General features: G+C 66.1%; 25 protein-coding genes and 4 tRNA genes. 10 read left to right on the top strand and 19 right to left on the bottom strand.

The genetic code is table 11. The features are described from left to right. Positions 1-36: 36 nt before the first annotated feature. From ACFU4Z_RS24245 to rplJ, 4 genes are all read right to left on the bottom strand, one after another. Positions 37-831: an MlaE family ABC transporter permease gene (locus ACFU4Z_RS24245; protein WP_379066733.1), complete on the bottom strand. Its 795-nt coding sequence runs from the start codon at positions 829-831 to the stop codon at positions 37-39. An 11-nt stretch (positions 832-842) separates the two neighbouring features. Then, entirely contained in the window at positions 843-1,919 is a 1,077-nt protein-coding gene (locus tag ACFU4Z_RS24240) for an ABC transporter ATP-binding protein (protein ID WP_379066731.1), read from the bottom strand. A gap of 276 nt (positions 1,920-2,195) precedes the next feature. Then, the gene (rplL, locus tag ACFU4Z_RS24235) at positions 2,196-2,570 is read right to left on the bottom strand and encodes a 50S ribosomal protein L7/L12 (RefSeq protein ID WP_378686325.1); all 375 of its coding nucleotides are present in this window, start codon (positions 2,568-2,570) and stop codon (positions 2,196-2,198) included. A 76-nt stretch (positions 2,571-2,646) separates the two neighbouring features. Beyond that, positions 2,647-3,192 carry a 50S ribosomal protein L10 gene (rplJ, locus tag ACFU4Z_RS24230; protein ID WP_379066729.1) on the bottom strand — a complete coding sequence of 182 codons (546 nt, stop codon included), beginning with the start codon at positions 3,190-3,192 and terminating at the stop codon, positions 2,647-2,649. A 441-nt stretch (positions 3,193-3,633) separates the two neighbouring features. Here rplJ and ACFU4Z_RS24225 point away from each other — a divergent pair, with 441 nt between their 5' ends. Continuing rightward, the gene (locus ACFU4Z_RS24225) at positions 3,634-5,256 is read left to right on the top strand and encodes an MFS transporter (RefSeq protein ID WP_379066727.1); all 1,623 of its coding nucleotides are present in this window, start codon (positions 3,634-3,636) and stop codon (positions 5,254-5,256) included. 83 nt (positions 5,257-5,339) lie between these two features. Here the strand turns inward: ACFU4Z_RS24225 and ACFU4Z_RS24220 are convergent, their stop codons facing one another. The 11 genes from ACFU4Z_RS24220 to ACFU4Z_RS24170 form a co-directional block, all read right to left on the bottom strand. Continuing rightward, on the bottom strand, positions 5,340-5,897 hold the full coding sequence (locus tag ACFU4Z_RS24220) for an NADPH-dependent FMN reductase (RefSeq protein WP_379066725.1): 558 nt from the start codon (positions 5,895-5,897) through the stop codon (positions 5,340-5,342). Positions 5,898-5,993: 96 nt separating this feature from the next. Next, positions 5,994-6,707 (bottom strand): 50S ribosomal protein L1, encoded by a 714-nt coding sequence (rplA, locus tag ACFU4Z_RS24215; protein ID WP_328406570.1) that lies wholly within the window; start codon positions 6,705-6,707, stop codon positions 5,994-5,996. Between the two features lie 80 nt (positions 6,708-6,787). Next, positions 6,788-7,222 carry a 50S ribosomal protein L11 gene (rplK, locus tag ACFU4Z_RS24210; RefSeq protein WP_328406571.1) on the bottom strand — a complete coding sequence of 145 codons (435 nt, stop codon included), beginning with the start codon at positions 7,220-7,222 and terminating at the stop codon, positions 6,788-6,790. A 117-nt stretch (positions 7,223-7,339) separates the two neighbouring features. Further along, positions 7,340-8,134 carry a transcription termination/antitermination protein NusG gene (gene nusG / locus ACFU4Z_RS24205; RefSeq protein ID WP_379066903.1) on the bottom strand — a complete coding sequence of 265 codons (795 nt, stop codon included), beginning with the start codon at positions 8,132-8,134 and terminating at the stop codon, positions 7,340-7,342. A 153-nt stretch (positions 8,135-8,287) separates the two neighbouring features. Next, positions 8,288-8,677 carry a preprotein translocase subunit SecE gene (gene secE, locus ACFU4Z_RS24200; RefSeq protein WP_364905676.1) on the bottom strand — a complete coding sequence of 130 codons (390 nt, stop codon included), beginning with the start codon at positions 8,675-8,677 and terminating at the stop codon, positions 8,288-8,290. Between the two features lie 29 nt (positions 8,678-8,706). Beyond that, positions 8,707-8,779: transfer RNA gene (locus tag ACFU4Z_RS24195), tRNA-Trp, on the bottom strand. 270 nt (positions 8,780-9,049) lie between these two features. Beyond that, positions 9,050-10,117, bottom strand: coding sequence for a fused (3R)-hydroxyacyl-ACP dehydratase subunits HadA/HadB (locus ACFU4Z_RS24190; protein WP_379066900.1), 1,068 nt, complete (start codon positions 10,115-10,117; stop codon positions 9,050-9,052). A 186-nt stretch (positions 10,118-10,303) separates the two neighbouring features. Next, complete coding sequence (rpmG, locus tag ACFU4Z_RS24185) at positions 10,304-10,474, bottom strand: 50S ribosomal protein L33 (protein WP_014988500.1); 171 nt, start codon at positions 10,472-10,474, stop codon at positions 10,304-10,306. 42 nt (positions 10,475-10,516) lie between these two features. Beyond that, positions 10,517-10,592: transfer RNA gene (locus ACFU4Z_RS24180), tRNA-Met, on the bottom strand. Between the two features lie 71 nt (positions 10,593-10,663). Then, positions 10,664-10,736, bottom strand: a tRNA-Thr gene (locus tag ACFU4Z_RS24175). A gap of 141 nt (positions 10,737-10,877) precedes the next feature. Beyond that, positions 10,878-11,369 carry a YajQ family cyclic di-GMP-binding protein gene (locus tag ACFU4Z_RS24170; protein WP_379066722.1) on the bottom strand — a complete coding sequence of 164 codons (492 nt, stop codon included), beginning with the start codon at positions 11,367-11,369 and terminating at the stop codon, positions 10,878-10,880. A 175-nt stretch (positions 11,370-11,544) separates the two neighbouring features. Here ACFU4Z_RS24170 and ACFU4Z_RS24165 point away from each other — a divergent pair. Next, positions 11,545-11,627 (top strand) — tRNA-Tyr (locus ACFU4Z_RS24165). 78 nt (positions 11,628-11,705) lie between these two features. Here ACFU4Z_RS24165 and ACFU4Z_RS24160 read toward each other — a convergent pair. Further along, entirely contained in the window at positions 11,706-12,752 is a 1,047-nt protein-coding gene (locus ACFU4Z_RS24160; RefSeq protein ID WP_379066720.1) for a nitroreductase/quinone reductase family protein, read from the bottom strand. Between the two features lie 125 nt (positions 12,753-12,877). Between ACFU4Z_RS24160 and ACFU4Z_RS24155 the strand changes: the two genes are divergently transcribed. Then, positions 12,878-13,363: a MarR family winged helix-turn-helix transcriptional regulator gene (locus ACFU4Z_RS24155; protein ID WP_379066718.1), complete on the top strand. Its 486-nt coding sequence runs from the start codon at positions 12,878-12,880 to the stop codon at positions 13,361-13,363. A 12-nt stretch (positions 13,364-13,375) separates the two neighbouring features. On the opposite strand, the gene htpX is transcribed toward ACFU4Z_RS24155, so the two are convergent. Together htpX and ACFU4Z_RS24145 are read right to left on the bottom strand one after the other, a co-directional pair. Further along, positions 13,376-14,257, bottom strand: a complete 882-nt coding sequence (gene htpX, locus ACFU4Z_RS24150; RefSeq protein ID WP_379066716.1) for a zinc metalloprotease HtpX — start codon at positions 14,255-14,257, stop codon at positions 13,376-13,378. A gap of 225 nt (positions 14,258-14,482) precedes the next feature. Further along, complete coding sequence (locus tag ACFU4Z_RS24145; RefSeq protein WP_379066714.1) at positions 14,483-15,490, bottom strand: polyprenyl synthetase family protein; 1,008 nt, start codon at positions 15,488-15,490, stop codon at positions 14,483-14,485. Between the two features lie 334 nt (positions 15,491-15,824). Between ACFU4Z_RS24145 and ACFU4Z_RS24140 the strand changes: the two genes are divergently transcribed. From ACFU4Z_RS24140 to ACFU4Z_RS24130, 3 genes are read left to right on the top strand one after another with little or no spacing between them, the layout of a single operon-like run. Further along, positions 15,825-17,105: a geranylgeranyl reductase family protein gene (locus ACFU4Z_RS24140; protein WP_379066712.1), complete on the top strand. Its 1,281-nt coding sequence runs from the start codon at positions 15,825-15,827 to the stop codon at positions 17,103-17,105. 4 nt (positions 17,106-17,109) lie between these two features. Then, positions 17,110-17,523, top strand: a complete 414-nt coding sequence (locus ACFU4Z_RS24135; protein ID WP_379066710.1) for a helix-turn-helix domain-containing protein — start codon at positions 17,110-17,112, stop codon at positions 17,521-17,523. 56 nt (positions 17,524-17,579) lie between these two features. Continuing rightward, positions 17,580-18,017: a VOC family protein gene (locus tag ACFU4Z_RS24130; RefSeq protein WP_379066707.1), complete on the top strand. Its 438-nt coding sequence runs from the start codon at positions 17,580-17,582 to the stop codon at positions 18,015-18,017. 67 nt (positions 18,018-18,084) lie between these two features. Here ACFU4Z_RS24130 and ACFU4Z_RS24125 read toward each other — a convergent pair whose 3' ends face one another. After that, complete coding sequence (locus tag ACFU4Z_RS24125) at positions 18,085-18,591, bottom strand: DUF2505 domain-containing protein (protein WP_379066705.1); 507 nt, start codon at positions 18,589-18,591, stop codon at positions 18,085-18,087. Between the two features lie 73 nt (positions 18,592-18,664). On the opposite strand from ACFU4Z_RS24125, the gene ACFU4Z_RS24120 reads away from it, so the two are divergent. The 4 genes from ACFU4Z_RS24120 (at position 18,665) to ACFU4Z_RS24105 (ending at position 25,796) form a co-directional block, all read left to right on the top strand. Further along, positions 18,665-19,093: a DUF3592 domain-containing protein gene (locus tag ACFU4Z_RS24120; RefSeq protein WP_379066898.1), complete on the top strand. Its 429-nt coding sequence runs from the start codon at positions 18,665-18,667 to the stop codon at positions 19,091-19,093. Positions 19,094-19,183: 90 nt separating this feature from the next. Continuing rightward, positions 19,184-20,326, top strand: a complete 1,143-nt coding sequence (locus ACFU4Z_RS24115) for a glycosyltransferase family 4 protein (RefSeq protein WP_379066703.1) — start codon at positions 19,184-19,186, stop codon at positions 20,324-20,326. 287 nt (positions 20,327-20,613) lie between these two features. Then, on the top strand, positions 20,614-21,324 hold the full coding sequence (locus ACFU4Z_RS24110) for a demethylmenaquinone methyltransferase (RefSeq protein WP_379066701.1): 711 nt from the start codon (positions 20,614-20,616) through the stop codon (positions 21,322-21,324). Between the two features lie 224 nt (positions 21,325-21,548). Next, positions 21,549-25,796, top strand: a complete 4,248-nt coding sequence (locus ACFU4Z_RS24105; RefSeq protein WP_379066699.1) for a molybdopterin-dependent oxidoreductase — start codon at positions 21,549-21,551, stop codon at positions 25,794-25,796. Positions 25,797-25,809: the final 13 nt, after the last annotated feature.

Below are 25,809 nucleotides of genomic sequence, written 5' to 3'. Positions count from 1 at the left end.
GGCCAGGGCCGGGCTGCGGTACGAGGTGGCCACGGGTCAGGCGCCCTTGGCGGGGACGACCTGGAGATACACCAGGGTCAGAACCAGGTTCACGAAGAACAACACCAGGAACGTGATCACCACCGATTGGTTCACCGCGTCACCGACTCCTTTCGGGCCCCCTTTGGGATGCAAGCCCTTGTACGCGGCGATCACGCCGGCGAGCAGACCGAACACGAGCGCCTTGATCTCACCGATCCACAGATCCGGCAACTGCGCCAGCGCCGAGAACGAGGCCAGATAGGCACCCGGCGTACCGCCCTGCAGCAGCACATTGAAGAAATAGCCACCCGCGATGCCGACCACCGACACCAGACCGTTGAGCAGCAGGGCCACCAGGGTCATGCCGAGAACGCGTGGCACCACCAGCTTCTGGACCGGATCGACGCCGAGCACCTCGAGCGCGTCGATCTCCTCACGGATGGTGCGCGAACCGAGGTCGGCAGCGACCGCCGACCCGGCCGCGCCCGCGATGATCAACGCGGTGACGACTGGGGCGGCCTGCTGCACGGTAGCGAGCACGCTGGTCGCGCCGGTGAAAGATTCAGCTCCGAGCTGCTTGATCAGCGAGCCGGTCTGTAGCGCAACAACTGCGCCGAACGGGATTGCCACCAGTGCGCTCGGCAAAATCGAAACACTCGCGATAAACCACGACTGCTCGATGAATTCGCGCAACTGGAAAGGCCGCTTGAACGTCTTGCGCAGCACGTCGATAAAGAGCGCAAAGATGTTGCCGGCCTGAGCAAACCCTGACTCCAACGGAGTCCGCAATCGCGCCAGGGTGGAGTTCACGATCGCAGATGTTACCCGTTAGTTGTGTTGTGGCGCACCGTTGTGTCGTAAGTGCCGCCCTGATAACCTGCTGGGTCGCCGTTGTTATAGGTCAGTACCTGCGTGTCGTCGTTCTCCGCAAGTGACTCACGAATCGCGACCTGCGCCTGGTGCGGCAAGGTGTGCATGATCTCGCGAACCCGCTCCTTGCGGCGGAGCACGGCCTGTCGCACCGGCATGCCGGGCTCGGCCTTCATCTGCGGGATGATGCCCTCGACCTCTTCGGCGCCGCCGTGGTGATGGCCCGCGTCGACGAGCGCCTGCTCGCGCGCCATCTGCGCCTCGTCCTTTTCCTCGCTCATACCGATCGGGCCGATCATGCGGCCGTTGAGGAACTGCTTGACCACCGGCTCCTCGCTGGTGAGCAGCACCTCGCGCGGGCCGAACATGACCAGCTGACGGCGGAACAACATGCCGATGTTGTCCGGCACCGTGCGCGCCAGGTTGATGTTGTGCGTGACGATCAGGATCGTCGCGTCGATCTGCGCGTTGATATTGAGCAACAGCTGGCTCAGGTACGAGGTGCGGACCGGGTCCAGGCCGGAGTCGGGCTCGTCGACCAGGATGATCTGCGGGTCCAGCACCAGAGCGCGGGCCAGGCCCGCTCGCTTGCGCATACCGCCGGAGATCTCGCCGGGCAGCTTGTTCTCGGCCCCGAGCAGACCGGTCAGCTCCAGCTTCTCCATGACGACCTTGCGGATTTCCGACTCGGACTTCTTGGTGTGCTCGCGCAGCGGGAAGGCGACATTGTCATACAGATTCATCGAGCCGAACAGCGCGCCGTCCTGGAACAGCACGCCGAAGAGCTTACGAATCTCGTAGAGCTCCTTATTGGAGCACGTGGTGATGTCGGTGCCGCCGATATAGATGGAGCCTCGCTCAGGGCGCAGCAAACCGATCAGCGACTTGAGAAAGACGGACTTACCGGTGCCCGAGGGACCGAGTAGGGCACTGACTTCGCCCGAAGGCAGTGTCAGCGAGACATCCTGCCAAATTCGCTGCGAACCGAAAGACTTGGTAACACCCTCGGTCCTGACCTCGACGCCCACGCCAACCTCCACAATTCTCAGCGAGCAGCCCACCGGCGTACCACGCAATTCGGCTGTCGCGGTGTGTCGCATCACAGTGGGTTCGGTCACTGTAACCCATGGGCGAGACGCGGCACACCCCAACCTGACTGAAGAGTAACCCTGAAACGCTCGCGATAATCGCACCACGGTCGCAGGCCTTCGAACACAGCAAACGGGCGGCCCCCAATGGGGACCGCCCGTTCGGCGAAGTAGTCGCTGGCGACTGTTCGCGGGTTGCTCGAAACGACGAGCGAATTACTTGACGGAGACCTTGGCGCCGGCCTCTTCCAGCTTCGCCTTGGCAGCCTCGGCGGCGTCCTTGGCGACCTTCTCCAGGATCGGCTTCGGGGCGCCCTCGACCAGGTCCTTGGCTTCCTTCAGGCCCAGGCCCGAGACGATCTCACGGACCACCTTGATGACCTGGATCTTCTTGTCGCCCGCACCCTCGAGGATGACGTCGAACTCGTCCTGCTCTTCAGCGGCCTCGACCGGCGCGGCGCCGACGGCGGCGACGGCGACGGGGGCAGCCGCGGTGACCTCGAACTTCTCTTCGAACTTCTTCACGAAGTCCGACAGCTCGAGCAGGGTCATGCTGCCGAAGGTCTCGAGCAGTTCGTCAACGTTGGCCATGATGTTGTTCCTTTCGGTAAATGTTGTCTTCGAGGGCGAGCCGCACGCGAATCACACGTCGCTCACGCCGCGGGGGTTATTCAGCGGCAGCGGTTTCGCCACCGGCTTCGGCCTGCTTCTTCTCCACGAGCGCGGCGGCAAGGCGAGCCACCTGCGATGCGGGAGCGTTGAACAGACCGGCGGCCTTCGCCAGGTTGCCCTTCATGGCGCCTGCCAGCTTGGCCAGCAGCACCTCGCGGGACTCGAGGTCGGCGATCTTCTCGACCTCGGCTACCGACAGCGCATTGCCGTCCATGTAGCCGCCCTTGATGATGAGCGCCTTGTTGTCCTTGGCGAAGGTCTTGATGGCCTTCGCTGCGTCGACCGGCTCGCCCTGAATAAAGGCGATGGCGGTCGGTCCGACGAACAAGTCGTCCAGGCCAACGACGCCCGCTTCCGCGGCCGCACGCTTGACCAGGGTGTTCTTGGCGACGGAGTACGTGGCGCCCGCGCCGAGCGCGCGACGCAGATCGGTGAGCTTGCCGACCGAAAGACCACGGTATTCCGTGACAACGGTGGCGGTCGAGCTCTTGAACTGCTCCGCGATCTCTTCGACCGCAGTGACCTTCTCGGGTTTTGCCATACTTCGCCTCCTCTCTGGATGTCGGTTCGTATACACGAACTACCAAGCACCAGGGGCCAGCGATAAAGCAAACGCCCCGAACGCAGAGCGTTCCGGGGCGCGATACAGGATCGACCCGAGTAATACTCGGACCGATTCCCAGCCTCAGATCTCCCTGCGTGGGCCGCCGGCTATTGCCGGACCTTCGACCGATCCCAGACGGGAACGGCGACCAACGGTCTTCGGTAGAACGGATTGGGTAGCGATCGAACTTGTCGATAACTGTCGCCCAGAGTACCTGCCGGGGTCGCCATCTGCCAAAACGGGCTCTCCGCGGGCCGAATCGGCTCCGCGTCGACGTCGAATCGTTGTGCGCCAGCTCACAATTCATGGCGTTTTGTGGTCGATATCGCTATCAAAAGATGTTACTTACGGTGACAGATACTGCTTGACTGCTGAGCTATGGCAACCTCCATAGTCGATCCACCGGTGCTGCTGGAACGACGCACGCACCGCTTCGCCGCCCTCGCCGTGATCTGCCTGGCAGAACTGCTGGTCGTCCTCGACAACACCATCGTCAACGTGGCCCTGCCCTCTCTCGGCGTCGAGCTGGCGACCGGCGTCAGCGGACTGCAATGGGTCGTCGACGCTTACACGCTGACCTTCGCCGGACTACTGCTGGCCTTCGGAAACCTCGGCGACCGCTACGGCCGCCGCCGGGTGATGATGATCGGCCTGGCCGGCGTGGCCGTCATGTCGATCGGCGGCGCGCTGTCGGATTCCATGGGAAGCGTCATCACCGCCAGGGCCGCCATGGGCGTATTCGCCGCGGCCGTCTTTCCCGCGACTCTCGCGCTCATCATCAATATCTTCACCGACCGGCGCGAACGGGCCCTCGCCATCGCCGCGTGGACCGCGATGGCCGGATTCGCCATCGCCATCGGCCCCATCTCGGGAGGTTGGCTGCTGGAACACTTTTCGTGGCATTCGGTCTTCTGGATCAACGTTCCGGTGGCACTGCTGGCCATGGCCGCGACGCTGATCTGGGTGCCCGAATCGCGCTCCTCGCAGGTAGGACGGCTGGATCCGGCAGGCATCGGGTTGTCCATCACGGGCATCACGCTGCTGGTCTGGTCCATCATCGAGGCGCCGCGCTTCGGCTGGACATCAGTGACCACGCTGGGCACAGGCGCATTGGGCGTAGCGCTGCTTGCCGCCTTCGTCACCTGGGAACTGCGCACCAGCGCACCGATTCTCGATATGACGCTGTTCCGCAATCGGCGATTCTCGCTGCCCGCCTTGTCGATTGCGATCGGCTACTTCTCGATGTTCGGATTCCTGTTCCTCATCACGCAATACTTCCAAGGCGTGCGCGAATACACACCGCTCGAATTCGGCATCGCCTCACTACCGTTCGCATTCTCGGTCGCGATCGGCGCACCGATCGCGACCCTGCTCGCACAACGACTCGGCACCACGCCCGTCATCGTGTTCGGCCTGTTGCTCACCGGCCTCGGCCTCTACCTCGGCGGCCAGGTGACAGTCGACAGCCCCTACCTCACCGATGTGCTGCCGTCCATGGTGTCGATGGCGCTCGGCCTTGCCATTGTGCAGGGGCCCGCGACCGAATCCATCATGTCGTCGCTGCCGCTCGACGAGGCAGGCGCAGGCTCGGCGGTCAATGACACCACCCGCGAAATCGGCGGCACCCTCGGCGTCGCGGTTCTCGGCTCGATCGTGGCCTCGTACTACACCACTCGCGTCGCGCCGCTCATCGACCGGGTGCCCGCCGGAATGATGGACGCCAACGAGCGGAGCCTGGTGAAGGCGAGCCCGCTCAGCGTGCTCGAGATGCGCAAACGGGAGTTGGCCCCATTCTTCGAGGCACAGCGCGAGAACCTGATCACGGCGATGAAGACCGCGGCGCTGCAAGGTTCGCACGCGGCGTCCCTGGTGGCCGCCGGTGCGGTGGTCGTGTGCGCGGTGATCGTCGCGATATTCCTGCCGTGGGGCGTGCAAGAAGGCGAGTCGGTGCTGCTCGGCTGGCGGAAAACGGCGGGGAATCAAGAAGATTCGTCCGACTAGGCAACTCGCTCACCCCAGCGAACACCCCGTCGTTCCGGCCTGCGCCGGGATGGCGGGGCATTCCCGATCACCCGACAACAGCGTCAGACCGACGACCTCGCTGCCTGCTCGACCAACCGATCGAGCGCTTCGCGTGCGCCGGCCCGGAATTCGGCGGTACCGACTAGGCCGTCCTGGCCGACGGACTCGCGCGCCACCGGAAGTCTGGCGCAAATATCCGGGTCGACGACCGCGCCGACATAGCCCAGCACAGTCACCAGGGTCGCGGCAGCTCCTTCACCGCGACCCGGTGCGGCCACATTCAGAAAGGCCGTCGGCTTCTCGTAGAGATCGCCGGTGCCGACGGTCCAGTCCAGCAGGTTCTTGAAGCTACCCGGCAGCGTGCCCGCGTATTCGGGGGTGCACAGCAGCACCGCGTCGGCGCGCGAAAGCTGTTCGCGCAGGGCGACAACGGCGGGGTGACCCGTGCCGTCATCATCGGGGCTGAAGGCGGGCAGGTCGGTCAGACCGTCGTACCAGGTGGTCTCCACGCCCTGCGCAGCGATAGCCATCACGGTGCGCAGCGCGGCGGAATTGGTCGAAGCACTGCGCGTGCTTCCGGAAATCAACAGAACAACGGTCACCCGAGAAGCAACGACCATCGCGCAGGGAATAGTCCGGCCGCACCCTCCCCGGAAACGCGCAACGGCGGGAACGCGATTCGCGTTCCCGCCGTTGCGGTTGCTGCCTGGTGCTACTTACGCGTCCTCGTCGAGGAGGTTGCGGGTGCGGTTCGGGTCCACCGGGATGCCCGGTCCGGTGTTCGTCGACACCGTCACCTTCTTGACGTAGCGGCCCTTTGCGGTCGACGGCTTGGCGCGCAGGATCTCGTCCAGCGCGGCACCGTAGTTCTCCACCAGCTTGGTGTCGTCGAAGGACGCCTTGCCGATGACGAAGTGCAGGTTGGCCTGCTTGTCGACGCGGAAGTTGATCTTGCCGCCCTTGATGTCGTTGACGGCCTTGGTCACATCGTTGGTGACCGTGCCCGTCTTCGGGTTCGGCATCAGGCCACGCGGTCCGAGGACACGCGCGATCCGGCCGACCTTCGCCATCTGATCCGGGGTGGCGATCGCGGCGTCGAAATCGAGCCAGCCGCCCTGGATCCGCTCGATCAGGTCCTCGGCGCCAACGGCGTCCGCACCGGCGGCCTCGGCCTCGGCGGCCTTCTCGCCGGCCGCGAACACGATGACGCGGGCGGTCTTACCGGTGCCGTGCGGCAGGTTGACCGTGCCGCGGACCATCTGGTCGGCCTTACGGGGATCCACACCGAGACGAACGGCAACCTCGACGGTCGCGTCGGTCTTGGTGGTGGCGGTCTCCTTGGCCAGCCGCGCGGCGGCGAGCGGGGAGTACAGCTGATCGCGATCGACCTTCTCGGCCGCGGCGAGATACGCCTTGCTTCGTTTTGCCATGATTCTCTGTCCTTGTTCTGGTTCAGAAGTGGTTATCGGGCCTGGCCGGCCCTCCCACCCGGGTGGAGGAGCGAGTTCGCTCAGCCCTCGACGGTGATACCCATCGAGCGAGCGGTACCCGCGATGATCTTCGCCGCCTGATCGATGTCGGTCGCGTTCAGATCTTCCGCCTTGGTCTTGGCGATCTCCCGGACCTGGTCCATGGTGATCTTCGCGACCTTGGTCTTGTGCGGCTCGGCCGAACCCTTCTGGATACCGGCGGCCTTGAGCAGCAACCGGGCAGCGGGCGGGGTCTTCAGCTTGAAGTCGAACGACCGGTCCTCGTACACCGAGATCTCGACCGGAATGACGTTGCCACGCTGCGACTCGGTCGCGGCGTTGTACGCCTTGCAGAACTCCATGATGTTGACGCCGTGCTGACCGAGCGCGGGGCCCACCGGGGGGGCGGGGTTCGCCTGGCCGGCCTGGATCTGAAGCTTGATGATCCCGGCGAGCTTCTTCTTCTTGGGGGGCATCTTTCTTTCCTAGGTGTCTGTTTTCCTTGCTCTTTGCAAGTCCTGGTGAATCTGCCCGTTTCCCGGGCAGATCCATCCCATCATCCCGGATCGTGTTCCGGGCCGACGGAGGTGGTCTTAGATCTTCGCGACCTGGGTGAACGCCAGCTCGACCGGAGTCTCGCGGCCGAAAATCGACACGAGCACCTTGAGCTTCTGCTGCTCGGCGTTGACCTCGGAGATGCTGGCGGGCAGCGTCGCGAACGGGCCGTCCATCACGGTCACCGACTCGCCGACCTCGAAGTCGACCTCGATGGTCGGCTTGGCGACGATGTCGGCGGCGCCGCCTTCGGCGCTCGCGGCAGCGGCGGCAGCGGGCTTCTTCTGCTGCTGCGCGGCCGGGACCAGGAACTTCACCACGTCATCGATGGAAAGCGGCGACGGGCGCGAGGTCGCGCCGACGAATCCGGTGACACCGGGGGTGTTGCGCACCGCGCCCCACGACTCGTCGTTGAGCTCCATCCGGACCAGGATGTAGCCGGGCAGCACCTTGCGGTTGACATGCTTGCGCTGGCCGTTCTTGATCTCGGTGACCTCTTCGGTCGGCACCTCGACCTGGAAGATGTACTCCTCCAGGTCCAAGTTCTGGACACGGGTCTCGAGGTTGGCCTTGACCTTGTTCTCGTAGCCCGCGTAGGAGTGGATGACATACCAGTCGCCAGGGGCGCGCCGCAGCGCGGCCTTCATCTCGGCGACGGGATCGGCGGGCTCGGCATCGATGGGGGCGGCTTCGGCGGCGGGCTCGTCAGCGGACTCGGATTCCTCGACCACCGACGCTTCGGCGGTGGCGGATTCCTCGACGGAGTCGGTGGTGTCGACCACCGCGTCGTCGACCGGGAACTCGTCGGTTGTGTCGTTCTCCGGGGTGCTCACTGGGGCACTCGCTTCCTGTGTCGTCACGTACATCCTCTGCGTGCCGGGGCCGGCGTCCGGCGGAATCGCTCCGCCCGCGTCCGCCCCGGGATCGGCTACCGGCTTCGACCGATCGTTTCGAGCGACCTGCGAGCAGTCGCCTGCGACGTTCGGTTAGCCGAACAGCCAGTTGACACCCTTGATGAACGCCAGATCCAACCCGCTGATGAACGCGACCATGAAAATCACGAACACCAGAACAACGCTCGTATAGGTGACCATCTGCTTCCGATTGGGCCAGATCACCTTGCGCAGTTCCGCGACAACTTCGCGGAGGAACTTGATCAAGCGCTTGAACGGGTTGCCCGTCTTACGCTCGGCCCGATCGGTCTTCTTGGCTGCCTTGCTCAGCGACGGCCGCTCGATAGTGGCGACCGTGCCCGAATCGGACGCGTTGCGGGTCCGCCGGGCGGACCGCTTGCCGCTCGGCCGACTCACTGCGGCGGTGTCATCGCCATCGTCGGCCGCATGCGCGCCGTGGCGAGTATCCCGCTCGTCGCTCACGTCGATCCTTTCGTCGCTGGCATCCAGGGCAGGGGCGACAGGACTTGAACCTGCAACCTGCGGTTTTGGAGACCGCTGCTCTGCCAGTTGAGCTACGCCCCTTTGGTTGGACCGTGTTGGCTGTCCAACCACTGTTCGGTATTCAGTTGTGCATTTCTGGTGTCACACAACACGCGCGCCGCTCCAGCAGTTGCCGGCCCCGTCGGCGATCCTTCGGAGTACGTCCCTCCGGACCGCCTGGAACCAGCCCTACAGAGCAGCGCGCAACGGCTGGTGACCCCAGAGACCTGAGTGTACGTTACCGTCCGCGCCATTTGCCAATCAGGGTCAGCCGACCAGGTCAGGCCGGGTCCAGCTCGGGACCACGACCGCTCATGCCAGCTGCACCGTTGCGGTCGCGCGGCCGAAGATCTTGCGACCGACCGACTTCGCCACAATGGCGATGACCGCGGTCCGCGTCTCCGGATCCACCGACTTCACCTTCCCGGTGTACTCGATCTCGGCAGGCTCGTCGGAGCCCACGTAGACCGGGCTGGTGAAGCGGACGTTGTACTCCTTGACCGCACCGGGATCGCCGAGCCACGAGGTGACGAAACCGCCGCCGAGGCCCATGGTGAGCATGCCGTGCGCGACCACGTTGTCCAGGCCGACGAGCCTGACGACCTCGTCGCTCCAGTGGATCGGATTCGCGTCGCCGGAGACGCCCGCGTAGTTCACCAGGTCGCCACGGGTCAGCCGGACGGTACGCGGCGGCAGCTCGTCGCCGACGGACACCTCGTCGAAGTCGAGCGCGTGCTTGCTCGGCGCGATATCGGGAATCGTGGCCACCGGCGCGGGCGTCGGTGCATCCGCGGCAGGCGTACGCGGGTGGTGCTCGGGAGCATCCTCACCGATGCCGTGCATCAGCACGTTGCGCACCGCGCCCTGCAGATTCGGGTCGATGTCGCCACCGCTGCGCCCGATCAGGGTGGTGTAGGTGGTGAGCACCAGCTCATCGTTCTGATCGGTGACGATGTTCTTCGTCACGATGATGTCGCCACCGAATGCCTGCCGGAACGAATGCAGGAAGACATCGCAGGTCAGCTGGTCGCCGACCTTGATCGGCCGGTGGAATTCCAGGATCTGATCGGTCTGCATGATCTGGCTCAGGTCATAGCCTGTGACGATCTGCTCGAAGAGCTTGCGTTGCGCCAGAATGCCGACAAGGGAGATGAAGGTCAGCGGGGCGAGCAGGCCGTCGTAGCCGTACTCCTGCGCGAGGTCCTCTTCCCAGTGCAACGGGTGATAATCCTGCACGGCGCGGGCGTACTCGCGGACCTTCTCGCGGCCGACCTCGTAGTAGTCGTCGACGCGGTAGTGGTGACCCACCATGGATGCCGCGTGTGCCGCAGGATCGAAAGTCTCGTCCATGGCGATCGCTTCGTCTGTACCGGTGTTGATTGTCACGGGAGGACTGTACCTATCTGACCCCGCTGCCGGAGTCGGCGGAGCGTTCGACCACCGCACTCGCACCGTGAAAATGCGTCAGGGCCGGACATTAGTCCGGCCCTCGCATTTGTCACAGCCCGAGTAACCGGGATTCGATCTCCCGGAATCGATCCACGCGGCAGCGGCACGCGTGGCGGACTAACGGGATTCTTTGTGTCCCCGGTGCGTGCCACAGTTCGGGCAGAACTTCTTCAGTTCCAGCCGATCGGGGTCATTACGCCGGTTCTTCTTGGTGATGTAGTTGCGGTGCTTGCACTGCTCGCAGGCCAAGGTGATCTTTGGCCGGACATCGGTGGACTTCGCGGCCACGATATTCCTTCTTTCGGGTCAACCAGATGGTCTGATCGGTTTTGGTAGCGATGGCCGGACTTGAACCGGCGACACAACGATTATGAGTCGTTTGCTCTACCGACTGAGCTACACCGCCACGGGGTCGCATTGCCTGGTGCCGCGCCCAACCTAGGAGATGCCGAGTCGGTCACCACCGGCAATCCGGCGAGCCCCCTAACGGAATCGAACCGTTGACCTTTTCCTTACCATGGAAACGCTCTACCGACTGAGCTAAGGGGGCATGACTACTTCCGCACCAAGATTACCAATCGCAACCCCGGCGCGGCGAAGTCTTGAACGAGATTACACACTCACCGGTCGCACTTCCAAACCGCGTGGTCAGAGCGGTTTTGCGGCGACCTGTCGAGGGCCGCCGACCGCACTACCGATAGTTGACGAACTGCAGTGCGATGCCGAAGTCATCGCCCTTCAGCAGTGCGATGACCGCCTGCAGGTCGTCACGCTTCTTGCTGCTCACCCGGAGCTCTTCGCCCTGGATCTGCGCTTTCACGCCCTTCGGGCCCTCGTCGCGGATCTTCTTGGTGATCTTTTTCGCATGCTCGGTGTCGATGCCCTGCACCAGCGTTCCGGTGATCTTGTGGATCTTGCCGGAGGCGATGGGCTCGCCCGCGTCGAAAGCCTTGAGGGAGATGTCGCGACGGATCAGCTTTTCCTTGAAAACGTCGAGCGCGGCCTTGACCCGCTCCTCCGCCTCCGCGGTCAGCACGATCTTGTCCTCGCCGGACCACTCGATCGTCGCGCCCGTGCCACGGAAGTCGTAGCGGGTGGTCAGCTCCTTCTCCGCCTGATGCAAAGCGTTGTCGACCTCCTGACGGTCGACCTTGCTGACGACATCGAAAGACGAATCGGCCACACTGCGCTCCTGTTCGGTGACGGTCCTACGGTGCTGACGCACGCCGGGTGCTCCCGGTCATCGTCAGTTCTACCCGGAAGCACGACCGTAGTCGCGTCGCACGGCCGTTGGCCAGCCGGTTTGCATTAGGGGTCGGGGTTCGTTGTAAGCTGCTCTGCGCGCCGAGAAGCGCAACGGCAGATTGCCCGAGCGGCCAATGGGAGCAGACTGTAAATCTGTCGGTGAAAGCCTACGTAGGTTCGAATCCTACATCTGCCACCGAATAACCCCCGTCGATCACGATCGACGGGGGTTTCCCTTTTCCGCCATGCCGCGGGCAGGACGATATTCGATTGGTCAGCGGCCGCCGGGCCGGTCGGTGCCAGGGCGCGACGGCAGCGCGGAGGTGTCCATCGCATTCAGCGCGTCGATGATCGTGCTCTCCTCATAGACAAAATGCGCCTCCAATTCGCTTGCGAGCCTGTCGAATTCAGCTCGGATATGAGCAGGATCGGCGGTGTCGCCACCGTCGAGCACCTGCTGCAACTCGGCGATCACCCTCGCGACCTCGCCGTGCTCACGCTGTAGCCGGGCCAAGACGGGCGACAATTCCGGAAATTGCTTCGCGAGGACCGGAAAGACACCGTCTTCGGACGTGTGGTGTTCATGCAGCGCGCTACAGAAGCCGACACAATGGGCGCGTAAATCGCGCGGCAGACTCGGCAGCGTCACCGAATCGCCCACCTGCGCCGCCAACTCGGCGCGTACCGCACCGAGGTCGCGCCTCAGCTGCGCGTGTACCTGCCGGAGATGGTCGCCGATCGCCGTTGTTCGCGCCGTGGCGGTCGCCGAAGCCGTGGTGGGTGTCGCCTTCTCGGTGAAACCACGCGTGGCGAGGACTCCGGCACCGCCGGCAAGGATCGCCGCACCGAGGACGATGGCGCGTCGACCGACCGATGGCCGCCGGGCCTTGTGCAGGGCGACCACCGGAATGACCCGCTCGGTTCCCGCTTGATACGCCGCGAAGGCCGGGTCGCGAGAGGCTTGTTCGGCATAGCGACGATCCCGCTCGGCACCGCTCAGCACGACCGCGGTCGCCTGAAAGGTCTCGACGGCGCCGGATGCGCCGATCTCTACTGTCACCTCGGGGTTGTTGCGCACGTTGGACAACCACGCGGGATGGCTGTCGGACCCGCCATTCGAGCCGAACACCAGGAGGTGATCGTCGTGTCGGTGATACACGAGAGGAGTGGTGTGGCTGCGCCCGCTTTTCGCGCCGATCGTCGTCAGCAGCACGAGCGGTGCGCCCGCGAACATACCGCCGACCTTGCCCGCATTGGCGCGGAACTCAGTGATGATCGCCGCGTTGAAGTCGGCGGCGGAGGTCGGCTGCGAGTCTGTCATTTCCTGGTCCTTCCGGGCCGCCTCCATGGTTCGGCGGCCGCCGGTAATAGCCTTGCCGGAGAGAATAGAGTTTGCTTTGCAAGCAAATTAACTTTGCAGCCAAAGGCTATTTGGAGGTGTCCGGGATGTCAACCGAGGGGCGCGGCCGCGCGGACGAGCGCGCGCACGACGCCGCGGGTATCGCGGTGGAAGAGGGCATCCGCAGCCTGCTGCTGCTCATGCCGCGGGTAGTGGGCCGCGCGAAGAAGATGCGCGTTCCCGAAGAGCTGCAGTCGTTCTCGCTCGCGCCGCGACATCTGTCATTGCTGGCGAACCTGGTCTTCGAGGGGCCGATGACCGTGAACGATCTCGCGGCGCGCCTGGAGGTGGCGCCGACGACGGTCAGCCTGATGGTCGGCGACCTGAGCCGTCAGGGCGTGCTGGAACGACGCACCGACGAAGCCGACCGGCGCCGCACCATCGTGGGTATCGCGGCGGCGCACGAGAAGTCGGTCAACGACTGGCTCGGCGGCAGCGCACGGGCATGGCGAGCAGTCCTCGGGCCGCTGACCCCCGAGCAACGCAGGCTGTTCGTCGACACCCTGCACGCCTACGAACGGGAACTCGGATAAGCGGACCCCGAGCTAGTAGTTGCGCGGGCCGCCCGCCATTTCCTCCAGCCTGGCGATGCGCTCGGCCATCGGCGGGTGGGTGGAGAACCAGCGGGCGGCCTTCTCGCCTGCGCGGAAGGGATTGGCGATCATCAGGTGCGACTGGGCGGTCAGTTGCGGCTCAGGAGGCAGCGGCGCGGCCTGGACACCGCGCTCCAATTTGCGCAGTGCCGACGCGAGGGCCAGCGGGTCACCGGTCAGCTCCGCGCCGGATTGGTCGGCCTGATATTCGCGTGAACGTGAGACGGCCAGTTTGACCAGGGTCGCCGCGATCGGACCGAGCAGCGAAATCAGCAGCACGCCAAGCATGTTGGGGCCGCCGCCATTGCGATTGCCGCCGAACATCGACGCGAAGAAGGCCAGGTTGGCCAAGCCGGAGATGACCGCGGCGAGCGCGCCCGCGATCGAGGAGATGAGGATGTCGCGGTTGTAGACATGCGACAGTTCGTGGCCGAGCACCGCGCGCAATTCGCGTTCGTCGAGGATCTGCAGGATGCCGCTGGTACAGCAGACCGCCGCGTGCCGAGGGCTGCGGCCGGTGGCGAACGCGTTCGGAGCGTTCGTCGGGCTGATGTAGAGCCGTGGCATCGGCTGACGCGCGGTGGTCGCGAGCTCGCGCACGATGCGGTAGATCACCGGCGCCTCCAGCTCGCTGACCGGCTGCGCGTGCATGGCCTTCAACGCGAGCTTGTCGCTGTTGAAGTACGCGTAGGCGTTCATGCCGACGGCGAGCACTATCGCCAGGATCAGGATCGTCGGGCTCCGGAACATCGCCCCTGCGAACACGATCAAGGCCGAGAGACCGACCATTAGCCCGAACGTCTTAAGCCCATTCGCATACCCGTGCCCGTGCATACGTCTCCTTGCCCACTCCCCCGTCCATTGAGTGCCTTACAGCAGCTCAACGATATAAGCGCACCACAGGTTCCACGGGGAGTCCACGCCCACATTCGCGGCACTCACCGGCGACAAACTGATCTCGCGCGAACATGGGTAACTCACCGAGCCGCCGGCCGCCGACGACAACCTCGCGGCACCCCAGTCCGGCCCGAATGCTCGCCGACGGCGGGTGAGCGCAGCTCAGCCGACGCGTTCGATGGTGTAGCGGACCAGACGCTCGAGTGCGTCATTGGCTGGGCCCGCGGGCAGCGCGGACAGTTCGGCGTGTGCGATGTCGGCGTAACCCTGCAGCTTTTCCTTCGCGAGCACCATGCCGCGCGAGCGGGCGAGCAGGCCGAGCGCCTCCTCGACCTCGTCGTCGGTCGCCAGCGGGCGGGCCAGCAGCTTGCGCAGACGATCTCCCTCGGAGCCCTCGTCGCGCAGCGCGTAGAGCACCGGCAGGGTGTGCACGCCCTCGCGCAGGTCGGTGCCCGGCGTCTTGCCGGACTGCTCGGACGCCGAGGAGATGTCGATGATGTCGTCGGAGATCTGGAAGGCGGTGCCGACCGCGTCACCGAGGCGGGCCAGCCGCTCGACGTGTTCGTCGTCGGCGCCGGAAAAGGTGCCGCCGAAACGGCCTGCGGCGGCGATCAGCGAGCCGGTCTTCTCCCACACCACGCGCAGGTAGTGCTCGACCGGGTCCTGAGAGTTCTGCGCGCCCATGGTCTCGCGCATCTGGCCGGTCACCAGTTCGGCGAAGGTTTCGGCGATGATCCGCACCGCGTCGGGGCCGAGGGTGGAGGTCAGCCGGGAGGCGTGCGCGAAGAGATAGTCGCCTGCCAGGATCGCGATGTTGTTGCCCCAGCGCGAATTCACGCTCGGCGCACCGCGGCGCATCGAGGCTTCGTCCATCACATCGTCGTGGTAGAGGGTCGCCAGGTGCACCAGCTCCACCACGGTCCCCGCGGTGACCAGCGCCGGGTCGGTCGGGCGCGGGCCGAGCTGGCCGGTGAGGATGGTGAACAGCGGACGGAACCGCTTGCCGCCTGCCTTGGCCAGATGCAGCGCCGCTTCCTGTAGGAAGATTTCGCCGTCGGACAGCTCGTCGATCAGGAGTTTCTCGACGTTTTCCAGGCCGTTTCGCACCGTCGCCGCGAGTTCGGTGTCACCGAGATCGACCCCGGCCACTACCGTGCTGACGTCGCTCACTGTTCCTCCTCGCGGGCGCTCGGATCCGCTGTTCGCGAGGCGCGACGCGTCATTGATTCGCTCGCTCCGCTCGCTCATTGCAGATGTGCTCATTTCTTCTCCCAGCGATGCGTCCGACCCCACGGTAGAGAACCTAGCGTGTCCCCGCCCGATGGCCCCATGAACACCGTCACTATGCGGTGTATCAGACACTTTTGCACATTGTTTTCCGCGCGCGAGCACCGCATGGTCTCAGCTGGGGTTCCGCCGTGACGCGGGCAGTATCGGGCGCGCGCGAACAAGCGAATGCCCGGTCGCCGCACACCGACGGGACTGCCCTGCAAGTATTGAGCGCATGGGTTCACCGGATGTCACACCCGCTGGCCGCGACGGGGACGCGCAGGCCGCGCTGCCCGCAAGGACCGAAGTACTCGTCGTCGGTGCGGGACCGGCCGGTTCCGCGGCCGCGGCGTGGGCCGCGCGGGCGGGCCGCGACGTGCTGCTCACCGATTCCGCCGTCTTCCCACGTGACAAGACCTGCGGCGACGGCCTGACCCCGCGCGCGACGGCGGAGCTCGAGCATCTCGGCCTCGGCGACTGGGTGCGCGCGCACACGGTGAATCATGGCCTTCGTATGGCCGGCTTCGGTCGCGAGGCGCTGCTGCCGTGGCCGAGCGGGTCCTTCCCGACCTACGGAAGTGCCGTTCCCCGAACCGAACTCGACGACAAACTGCGCGAGACCGCGATCAAATCCGGCGCGCGGATGCTGGACGGCACGAAAGTGGTCGATGTCACCCGCGAGGGTGACCGGGTCACCGCTGTGACGGTCAAGACGGCCGAGGGCGCCCGGTCGATCGGTTGCCGCACGCTGATCGTGGCCGACGGTGTGCGTTCGCCGATCGGCAAACTACTCGGCCGCACCTGGCATCGGGAGTACGCCTACGGTGTCGCCGCCCGCGCCTACATCAAGTCCGCCCGCAGCGACGATCAGTGGATCACCTCGCATCTGGAGCTGCGCGACGCGAACAACGAACTGGTCCCGGGTTACGGGTGGGTGTTCCCGCTCGGCAATGGCGAGGTGAACATCGGCGTCGGATCGCTGGCGACGGAGAAGCGGCCCTCCCACATCGCACTGAAACCGCTGCTGGAGCACTACACCTCGCTGCGACGCGACGAATGGCGATTCGAAGGGTCGCTGCGCGCCGTCGCCTCGGCGCTGCTGCCGATGGGCGGCGCGGTCTCGAATGTGGCGGGGCGCAATTGGGTGCTGATCGGGGATGCGGCGGGCTGCGTGAACCCGCTCAACGGCGAGGGCATCGACTACGGCCTCGAAGGCGGGCACATGCTTGCCGGTCTGCTCGACGAGCCGGACCTCACCAGGCTCTGGCCGGAGCTGCTGCGCGCCCGCTACGGGCGGACCTTCTCGGTAGCACGGCGGATCGCCGGGCTCGCCACCCATCCGCGCATGGTTCCGGTGGGCGGTCCGCCGGTGATGCGGTCGAAGTATCTGCAGCGCACCGCGGTTCGGGTGATGGGCAATCTGGTCACCGACGAGGACGTGGACCTGACGGCCCGGGCCTGGCGTGCCGCGGGCCGGGCGTCCATGCGCTTCGACGAGCTCGCGCCGTTCAGCTGACGCCATGACCGGGCTGCCTGCGCTGTATCTGCTGCCGCACCTGCGGCGGGCGCGGGACCTTGCGGATCGGCACTATGCCGAGCCGTTGAATCTCGATGAACTGGCCGCTGCGGCAGGGGTTTCCAAGTTTCATTTCCTGCGGGCGTTCGCGGCGGTGTACGGAAAGACGCCCGCGGCGTATCTGGCCGAGCGGCGCATCGAGCGTGCCCAGGACCTGCTGCGCGCGACGAATCTGACGGTGACCGAGGTCTGCATGCTGGTCGGCTACAGCAGTCTCGGGTCCTTCAGCAGCAAGTTCCGGCAGCTGGTCGGCTCGACGCCGTCGCAGTACCAGGCCAAATTCGCCGACGGGGCGCCGCGGATTCCGGGGTGCTACGTGTTCATGCACGGGCTGTCCGATCGCAGACCGCCGAGCTGACCAACACCGCAATTTCGGAGAAGCCCAGGCGTGTGGTGCGGCAATAGCCTGTATTCATGACAAGCATTTCGAACGTCTCACTGGTCACCGTGTACGTCACCGACCAGGACGCAGCAAAGCAGTGGTACCTCGACAAGCTGGGATTCGTCGAGGTCAGCGACGTGACCATGGGCGACAACGGCTTTCGCTGGGTCAGCGTCGCACACCCCGATCACACCGAACTCGAAGTGACGCTGATGATTCCCGGCCCGCCGCTGGACGATAACCTCGCCGAGGCGATCAGGCGGGCGCTTGCCAACGGCACCCACGGCGCGCTCGGCCTGAAGACCGAGGACTGCCAGAAGGCCTTCGAGGAGCTCACCGCCAAGGGCGTCGAGTTCATCCAGCCGCCCGCGGAACGGCCCTACGGGACCGAGGCGATCATTCGCGACAACTCCGGCAACTGGCTGGTGCTGGTGGAACCGAAGGAATTCGACCCGCAGGCCTTCGCGTAGCGAAGGTGGGGCGAGGACCCGACTGGCCCCGGCTCGCGCCAGGGCGTCGGGCGGCGAACGGGTCGAATCAGGCAGTGGCCTGGGCGGCCAACCACTCCTGACAGAACTTGCGCTCGCTGTTGAGCACCCGATGGAACAACTGCTCGGCAAGCGGCTCGATGGCGCCGCCGACCAGCGGCACCTTCACCCGCACGGTGCCGACGACCTCGATCTCGGCCCCCTCGGCAGTCGGGCGCAGCTCATAGCTCCCCGACATCTCTGTGCTGATGCCACCGGTGGCGCCTTCGAAAGTACCCTTGGCGATCTCGCCGTCGAGCGCCTGCCAGTTATCGGTGCGCGAAAGCACCAGCTCGGTCTTGAGCACCTTGCCGACAATGCTGGGAACCTTGTCCCGGCTTGCCTTTTCGGTCATATGAATGCGGATCGTGCCCTCGCCGTCCGGGTGCGAAAGATCGATCGTGGCGGTCTGGGCGTCCGCGAAGCGCGCCGCCCAGACGGCGTCGGTGGTGAGTGCCCGGTGAAGATCTTCGACCGGGACTGTGTACTGCACGGTGAAGCTGAATTTTCGGGACATGGGCGCACACGGTATCCGAGGCGGCAAGTAGCCTGTTGCGGTGTCGGAAACCAGCCAGTCTGAAAGGCGGTCGATCCGCCTGCGGCGGGCCAGGATCAGCATCCTCACGGTCGCGATCGTCCTCACCACCCTCGTTGTCCTGCTCGTGCTCGCGGCCTGGCGCAACGACTATCTGATCAGCTCCGACAAAGGCGTGACCACCGCCGAAGTGCTCTCCGCTGGCCGGTTGCGCTCGGCGGTCATGTACGTCACACCGGACGGGGAGACCCATAATCCGAAGGTCGGGGTGCTCTATCCGACCAATCTCACCGCCGGCGAGCGGATCAATGTGGAGTACAACCGCAGCGATCCGGATCTGGTCCGAGTGGCCGGACGCGACGCGAGCGTCGCCGTGCTGCCCGCGCTCTCGGTGATCGTGGTGGTGTGGTTGATCGCGCTGCCGACGCTGTGGATACTGCTGCGCGTCGGCCGGCGCAGAGCGAGACCCGTCCCGGCTCGCTGACCGGCCGTGCCCCCGACATTTCGCCGGAACTTTCCGTCCTGGTCACGTCGGCGTGACGGCACGGCGCGGTGTACCGGTCAGTCTCGAGTGGTGCGAGTAGCCATCGTTGCGGAGTCGTTCCTGCCGAGTATGAACGGCGTCGTGAATTCCGTGCTGAAGGTGCTGGACCATCTGGACCAGCACGGCCATGAGGCGCTCGTGGTCGCCCCCGACACCCCGCGCGGGCAGCCGACCGCCCCGCGCTTCTACGGTCGCTTCCCGGTGCACCGGGTCCCCGCGGTGATGGTGCCCAAGATCAGCTCGCTGCCGGTCGGCCTGCCGCAACCTGGCATCACCGCCGCCATCGCCGATTTCGACGCGGACGTGGTGCACCTGGCCTCGCCGTTCCTGCTCGGTGCCGGTGGTCTGGCCGCCGCACTGCGCTTGGACCTGCCCGCGGTGGCCGTCTATCAGACCGATGTGGCCGGGTTCGCCAAGAGCTATGGGCTCGGATTGGCCAGCCGCGCGGCATGGGGCTGGACTCGGCGCATCCACGAGGGCGCCACCCGCACGCTCGCGCCGTCGCGGGCGGCCGCGGAAGATCTCGCGCGGCACGGTATTCCGCGGGTGCACCGGTGGGGTCGCGGCGTCGATATCGCCCGGTTCACACCGTCGGCGCGGCGGGAAGAGCTGCGCGAAGCCTGGCTGTCGGGGCAGCAGAAGCTGATCGTCGGGTTCGTCGGGCGGCTGGCTCCGGAAAAGCACGTCGAACGACTCGCGGTGCTTGCGGGCGACCTCGATATCCAGGTGGTGATCGTCGGCGACGGTCCGGAACGGGCCCGGCTGGCCCGGATGATGCCGACCGCGGTGTTCACCGGCGAGCTCGGCGGCGCCGAATTGGCGCAGGCATACGCCAGCCTGGATGTGATGGTGCACGCCGGAGAGCATGAGACGTTCTGCCAGGGCGTGCAGGAAGCGCTGGCCGCCGGGGTTCCGGTGATCGGCCCGGACGCGGGCGGTCCACGCGACCTCATCGCGCACTGCCGCAACGGATACCTGCTCCCGGTCGATCGCTTCACCGAACTGCTGCCGAGCGCCATCGGCGCGCTGCACGATCCGACGTTGCGAACCCGATTCGCCGCCGCCGCCCGCAAGTCGGTGCTGCGCCGCACCTGGCCCGCGATCTGCACCGAATTGATGGGCCACTACGCGGCCGTGACGGGACAGCAGATCCGACTGCCGCACACCGCCTGATGGCACTGCCGGACGGAGTCCATCGCTAATCGGGCCGGGCCGAGCGAAGGCGAGGCAGCCGCCTGATGACACCGCCGGACACAGTCCATCGACAATCGCGCCGGGCCGAGCGAAGGCGAGGCAGCCGCCTGATGACACCGCCGGACACAGTCCGTCGACAATCGCGCCGGGCCGAGCGAAGGCGAGGCAGCCGCCTGACCCGCGGGAACCGGCCGCGGCCGTGGTCCGCGGCAGTTGTGCCCGGGATCATGGCCGGTGCGGACTGGACGGCGCGTTACTGTCGGGGGGTGGCGAAAACAGAGCAGCGGGAATCGGTTCGGGCCTCGCTGGACAAGCAGCCGCGCGAGGTCGCGTCGATGTTCGACGGGGTCGCGAAGCGGTACGACCTGACCAACACCGTCATTTCCCTGGGCCAGGACAGATACTGGCGCCGGGCGGTGCGCAAGGCGCTGGCGGCGCGGCCGGGTGAGCGCGTACTCGACCTCGCGGCAGGCACCGGGATCTCCACACTCGACCTGGCGAAATCCGGCGCCTGGTGTCTGGCGGCCGACTTCTCCCAGGGCATGCTCGCCGCAGGCAAGTTCCGCAATGTGCCGATGGTCGCGGCCGACGCCACCGCGCTGCCCTTCGCCGACAATTCCTTCGATGCGGTGACGATCTCCTACGGACTCCGCAATATTTCCGAAAGCGAGCAGGCGCTGCGCGAGATGCTCCGGGTCACCAAGCCCGGCGGCAGGCTGCTGGTCTGCGAGTTCTCCACGCCGATCATTCCGGTCTTCAGCACCGTGTACATGGAGTACCTGATGAAGGCGCTGCCGAAGGTGGCGCGAGCGGTCAGCAGCAATCCGGATGCCTACGTGTACCTGGCCGAATCCATCCGCGCATGGCCGAATCAGCGGCAGCTGGCCGTGCGGATCGCCGACGCGGGCTGGTCGGCGGTGAAATGGCGCAATCTGACCGGCGGCATTGTCGCGATGCACCGCGGATACAAGCTCTGACGGTCGTGAGGTGACCGCACTCACACCGCGTCTCGGACGGGGTGGTTACGGTGCGGTTACCGCCGATATCGCCGGTGAAATGTGGCATTCGCCCAGCTGGACGGGCTCTATCGAGACACCAGGACGCACACCTCACCACTCTCGGCTCGCACTGTGAGGAAGATTGTCATCTAGCGATAACGCTGGGTAAATAGGCCGCAACCGGTGATCGCCATGATCGAGGCATGTCGGACGCAGTGACAGGGAGCGCGCCGGGCACGGCCAGGACGGCGTGCTCGTACTGCGGCGTCGGCTGCGGCATCACGGTGCAGACGCGAACCGATGCTAGCGGTGCGACGGTGATCGCGAAGGTGAGCGGCGACAAACTGCATCCCGCGAACGCGGGCAGGCTGTGCACCAAAGGCGCCACCCACCTGGATCTGATGCGGACGCCGGGGCGGATGGAAACCGCCTACCGGCGGCCCGCGCGCGACCAGGCGCCGGTGCCGGTGCCGGTCGAGGAGGCCGTGCGCGAGGCGGCCGCACGACTGCGGGCCATCCTGGACGAGCACGGACCGGACGCGATCGCGCTGTATGTGTCCGGACAGATGTCGCTGGAAGCGCAATACCTGGCGACGAAGCTTGCCAAGGGATACCTGCGCACCATCCACATCGAGGCCAATTCGCGGCTGTGCATGGCCAGTGCCGGTACCGGGTACAAGCAGTCGCTCGGCGCCGACGGGCCGCCCGGATCCTATGACGACTTCGAGCACGCCGATCTGTTCTTCGTGATCGGCGCGAATATGGCCGACTGCCATCCGATCCTGTATCTGCGGATGGTCGATCGGATCAAGGCGGGCGCGAAGCTGATCGTCGTCGATCCGCGGCGCACCGACACCACGGCACGCGCCGACCTGTTCTTGCAGCTCGCGCCGGGCACCGATCTGGCGCTGCTGAACGGGCTGCTGCATCTGCTCGTCGAAAACGGCGACATCGACGAGGAATTCATCACCGAGCACACCGAAGGCTGGGCGGCGATGCCCGAATTCCTCGCCGACTACACCCCTGAGAAGGTCGCCGAGATCACCGGCCTCGCCGTGGCCGACATCCGCACCGCCGCACGCTGGATCGGCGAGGCAGGCGAATGGATGACGCTGTGGACGATGGGGCTCAACCAGTCCACCCACGGCACCTGGAACACCAACGCCCTCTGCAACCTGCACCTGGCCACCGGCGCCATCTGCCGTCCCGGCAGCGGACCCTTCTCGCTCACCGGGCAGCCGAATGCCATGGGCGGTCGCGAAATGGGTTACATGGGTCCGGGTTTGCCCGGCCAGCGCAGCCTGCTCTCTCCCGCCGACCGGGCCTTCGTGGAGACCGCGTGGGGCATCGAGCCCGGCACGCTGCGTAGCGAGGCGGGGCCGGGCACCATCGATATGTTCCGTCAGCTGTCGGAGGGCAGCATCAAGGCCGCGTGGATCATCTGCACCAATCCGGTTGCCACCGTCGCCAATCGGAAGACGGTCATCGCGGGACTCGAGGCCGCCGAGCTGGTGATCGCCCAGGACGCCTACACCGAGACCGCGACCAATGCCTATGCCGATCTGCTGCTGCCTGCCACACTGTGGGCCGAAGCGGATGCGGTGATGGTGAATTCCGAACGCAACGTCACGCTGTTGCAGCGGTCGGTCGATCCGATCGGCGAGGCGCGGCCGGACTGGCTGCTGATCGCGCAGGTGGCCACCGCGATGGGATTCGACGGCTTCGACTTCGCCTCCAGTGCGGAGGTTTTCGCCGAGATTCTCGGGTTCGCCAATCCCGCCACCGGCTACGACCTGCGCGGGATGAGTTTCGAGCAGCTGCGTGCCGGACCGATGCAGTGGCCGTGCGCCGAGCCGGGCGCACGGCGCAACCCGATCCGGTATCTCAACGACGGTGTCAGCCAAGAACTTTTCGTCGACGAGTCGGGCCATCGGCCGCGACTGGCGTTCGCGACGCCGAGTCGTCGCGCGGTGTTCTGGCCGCGCCCGCATCTGGCTCCGGCGGAAATGCCCGACGACGACTATCCGTTCGTCCTCAATACCGGCCGGTTGCAGCATCAATGGCACACCATGACCAAGACCGGCAAGATCGCCGCACTGACCAAGTTGAACGGGCAGCCGTTCGTCGAGGTGCATCTGGCGGATGCGCAACGGCTGGGGATTCAGGCAGGCGATCAGCTCGAAATAACCTCGCGACGTGGGCGTGCGGTGCTGCCCGCGCAGATCAGTGACCGGGTGCGGCCCGGCGACTGCTTCGCGCCCTTCCACTGGAACGACGAGCAGGGTGAGTACCTGACCATCAACGCGGTCACCAATGACGCTGTCGACCCGGCATCGCTGCAGCCGGAGTTCAAGGCGTGCGCGGTGTCGTTGCGCCGGGTCGCGCCGGTGCCGCGGTCCGAATCACCCGCCGCGCCCGAATCTCCCGCGACGCCGGACATGTCCGGATCGCGGCCCGCCCTGTCCAACGCGCTCGAAGGAGCCGCTGTCGGCGGCGCCCACCCGTTGGCCGCCGCACTCGGACTCGACGCGGCCACGACGCCGACCCTCACCGAGTACGAACGCATCTACCTCGCCGGATACCTCTCGGCGCTGCAATCGATTCCGGTCACCGGACAGCCGGTGCTGCCCGAGTCCGCACCGCTGTCGCGGCACAGTCGGCTCTGGATCGATGGACTGCTCGCAGGCATGTACTCCCGCGCCGAGGCCGCCGCCACGACGACCGACGACATCACCGCCCATCCGCCGATCACCATTCTGTGGGCCTCGCAGACCGGCAATGCCGAGGAACTCGCGGCGACCGCGGCCGCACGCCTCGCCGACAACGGCTATCTCCCGAGGCTGCTGGATATGGACTCGTGCGAGCTGAGCGCGCTGACCGGCGATGTGTTGTTGATCACCAGCACCTTCGGCGACGGCGGACCACCGGACAACGGCGCCGACTTCTGGAGCCGCCTCGACGACAGTGCGGCCCGGCTGACCGGCGTGCGGTACGCGGTGCTCGCGCTCGGCGACTCCTCCTACGACGACTTCTGCGGGTACGGACGCAACCTGGATCAGAAATTCGCCGAACACGGTGCGACCCGGCTGCTTCCGCGCGTCGACACCGAACCCGACTTCGAAGAGCCCGCGGCGCAGTGGCTCGACACTGTGCTTGCCGCACTCGGCGGCTCGTCGACCGGCGGACCGTCCGAGACGGGCATACCGCCGGCGCCGGGGCCGAGCGCTCCTCCCCCTGCTCGGACCGCGCTGCGCGCAGGCGGTGCGGGCACGCTGCTGCTGACCCGTACGCCCGCGCCCGACCGCACCCAGCGCGCCGAGCCCGCGCCCTTCACCCGCAATGCGCCTGTCGCCGCCCCGTTAGTGCGCAACGAACCGCTTTCGCGCGCCGGGTCATCGAAAGAGGTGCGGCAGTTCGGATTCGATCTGCGCGAGCTGGAGGCCGGTTACGAGGTCGGCGATTCGCTGGGGGTGTGGCCTGCCAACTGCGAGTCGCTCGTCGCGGAGTGGCTCGAGACGACCGGGCTGGACGGCCGCAGGATCATCGAAATCGACAACAGGGAACTGCCGCTGGCCGAGGCGCTGCACACCCACTACGACATCACCAGGGTCGGCCAGGATCTGCTCGGTTTCATCGCCGAACGCAACCACAGCATCCAGCTCGCCAAGCTGCTGCGCCGCGACAATCGCAACGAGCTCGACAAATACCTGTGGGACAGGCAGGGCGTCGACGTGCTGCGCGACTTCCCGGTGCGCGCCGATCTCGTCGAATGGCTCGGTGTCATGAAAAAGCTGCAGCCGCGCCAGTATTCGATCTCCTCCAGCCCGCTGGTCAGCCCGGACGAGGTGCAGCTCACCGTGGGGATCGTCCGCTACGGCGATCCGGCGGCGGCCGGATCCGCCGCCCGCCGCGGCGGGGTGTGCTCGACGTTCCTGGCCGATCGCGGCACCGCGGTCCCGATCTTCCTGCACCGGTCCCCGCACTTCCGACCGCCGCTCGACCCGACCGCGCCGATGATCATGGTCGGCCCCGGCACCGGCATCGCCCCGTTCCGCGGCTTCCTCCAAGAGCGGCGCGCACTCGGCTGCACCGGCCGCAACTGGCTGTTCTTCGGCGACCAGCACGCCGCCGAGAACTTCTACTATCGCGCCGAGTGGGAAGACATGTTCCGCTCCGGCTTCCTCACCCGGCTCGATCTCGCCTTCTCCCGCGATCAGCGTGAGCGAATCTACGTGCAGCACCGGATGATCGAGCACGGCGCGGAGCTGTGGTCCTGGCTGCGCGAGGGTGCGTACTTCTACGTCTGCGGCGATGCCGCGCGGATGGCCAAGGACGTCGACGACGCCCTGCTGCGCATTGCCCGTATCCACGGCAAGCTCGACGAGGACGGCGCGCTGGCCTTCAAGAAGCAACTCGTCGCCGAGAAGCGCTACGTCCGCGACGTCTACTGATACGCCCTGCGTC

The sequence above is a fragment of the Nocardia sp. NPDC057440 genome, from assembly GCF_042802915.1.
Classification (GTDB): Bacteria; Actinomycetota; Actinomycetes; order Mycobacteriales; family Mycobacteriaceae; genus Nocardia.
This window is presented reverse-complemented; position numbering and strand designations above follow the sequence as displayed.